The organism is Mycolicibacterium arseniciresistens (assembly GCF_030519285.1).
Classification (GTDB): Bacteria; Actinomycetota; Actinomycetes; order Mycobacteriales; family Mycobacteriaceae; genus Mycobacterium; species Mycobacterium arseniciresistens.
Genome location: NZ_JAUMSQ010000493.1, coordinates 1 through 2223, shown reverse-complemented (window position 1 = coordinate 2223; position 2223 = coordinate 1). Strand labels below are relative to the sequence as shown.

The following is a 2223-nucleotide window of genomic DNA, read 5'->3' as shown; positions in this document are numbered from 1 at the left end:
AGGCCCCGGCTCCTGCCGCCGCTCCTGCCGCCGCGCCGCAGGGCAGCTGGCGGTCGCAGGCGGCAGGCAGGCTGATGGCGCCGCTGAAGACGCCGCTGATCGTCTCCGGAGTGCTGCAGGCGGTGATCACGCTCGTCCAGCTGGCGCCCTACGTGCTGCTGGTCGAACTCGCGCGGCTGCTGCTGACCGGCGCCGACGAATCTCGTTTGTGGACACTGGCATTCGCCGCGCTGACACTTCTGGGTGTCGGCACCGTGCTCGGCGCCGCGCTGACGCTGTGGCTGCACGCCATCGATGCCCGGTTCGCCCGCGAGCTGCGCGGCCGGCTGCTGACCAAGATGGCCCGGCTCCCGCTGGGCTGGTTCACCGCCCGCGGCTCCGGCTCGATCAAGCAGCTGGTGCAGGACGACACCCTGGCCCTGCATTACCTTGTCACGCACGCCATCCCGGATGCCGTCGCCGCGGCGGTGGCCCCGGTCGCCGTGCTGGTCTACCTGTTCGTCGTCGACTGGCGGATCGCGCTGGTGCTGTTCGTCCCGGTGCTGGTGTGGATGGTGCTGACGTCGACGATGACGGTGCAGTCCGGACCGAAGATCCCGCAGTCGGCCAAGTGGGTGGAGCGGATGAACGGCGAGGCCGGCGCCTACCTCGAGGGTCAGCCGGTGGTGCGGGTGTTCGGCGGCGCCGCGGCGTCGAGCTTCCGGGCCCGGCTCGACGAGTACATCGCGTTCCTCAACGACTGGCAGCGGCCCTTCGTCGGCAAGAAGACGACGATGGACATCGCGACCCGGCCCGCGACGTTCCTGTGGCTGATCGCGGTCACCGGCACGCTGCTCGTCGTGGCCGGCTCGATGGACCCGGTGAATCTGCTGCCGTTCCTGTTGCTGGGCACCACATTCGGGTCCCGGTTGCTCAACATCGCCTACGGGTTGGGCGGCATCCGGACCGGCGTGCTCGCGGCCCGACGGCTGCAGAACACCCTCGACGAGCCCGAACTCGACGTCCGCGACGAGGCCGCCACTGGTGACGGCGGCCAGAGCGGCACCGTCGAATTCGACGGCGTCACCTTCGGCTACCGCCCCGGTGTGCCGGTGATCAAGGACGTCTCGCTGACGCTGCGGCCGGGCACGGTCACCGCGCTGGTCGGGCCGTCCGGCTCCGGCAAGTCGACGCTGGCCGCGCTGCTGGCGCGGTTCCACGACGTCGCCGACGGCTCGATCCGCGTCGACGGCAGGGACGTCCGCTCGCTGAGCGCGGACGAGCTGTACCGGCGGGTGGGCTTCGTGCTGCAGGAGACCCAGCTGGTGCACGGCACCGTCACCGAGAACATCGCGCTGGCCGAGCCGGACGCCTCGCAGGAGCGGGTGTACACGGCGGCCGAGCAGGCCCAGATCCATGAGCGGGTACTGCGGCTGAGGGACGGCTACGACACCGTGCTCGGCGCCGCGAGCGGGCTGTCCGGCGGCGAGCGGCAGCGGCTCACCATCGCCAGGGCGATCGTCGCCGACACCCCGGTGCTGATCCTCGACGAGGCCACCGCGTTCGCCGACCCCGAGTCGGAATACCTGGTGCAACAGGCGCTCGACCGGCTGACCCGCGACCGCACCGTGCTGGTGATCGCCCACCGGCTGCACACCGTCACCGGGGCCGACCAGATCGTCGTACTCGACGACGGCCGCATCGCGGAACGCGGCACCCACGACGAGTTGCTGGCCGCCGACGGTCTCTACCGGCGGCTGTGGGACACCGCCCGGCCCGGCGAGGACGCCGTGGCGAGCGCACAGGAGGCGACCCGATGATCCCCACCCTGATCCGGCTCATCCCGGTCGATCGCACGCCGAGGGTGACGCTCTACGCGGTGCTCGCGCTCGTGTCGGTGGTGCTGCGGGCCGTCGCCGCGGTGCTGCTGGTGCCGCTGATCGCCGCGCTGTTCGGCGACACACCGGCCGACGCGCTGCCGTGGCTCGGCTGGCTGACCCTGGCGACGCTGGCGGGCTGGGCGGTGGACAGCGCGACCGCACGGATCGGATTCGACCTGGGCTTCGCCGTGCTCGACCGCACCCAGCACGACGTCGCCGACCGGCTGCCCGCCGTGCGGCTGGACTGGTTCGACGCCGACAACACCGCGACCGCCCGGCAGGCCATCGCGGCGACCGGGCCGGACCTGGTGGGCCTCGTCGTCAACCTGCTGACCCCGCTGCTCAACGCGGTGCTGCTGCCGCT

The 2223-nt window shown here is 71.9% G+C and carries 1 protein-coding gene and 1 pseudogene; both read left to right on the top strand.

What is annotated here, in order from left to right; genetic code table 11:
• On the top strand, positions 1-1799 hold a 1799-nt coding region (locus Q2100_RS30920; protein WP_302917079.1), incomplete at its 5' end, for an ABC transporter ATP-binding protein.
• Positions 1796-2223, top strand: a pseudogene (locus Q2100_RS30915) (iron ABC transporter permease); the annotation flags it as partial. The gene Q2100_RS30920 and the pseudogene Q2100_RS30915, both read left to right, overlap by 4 nt.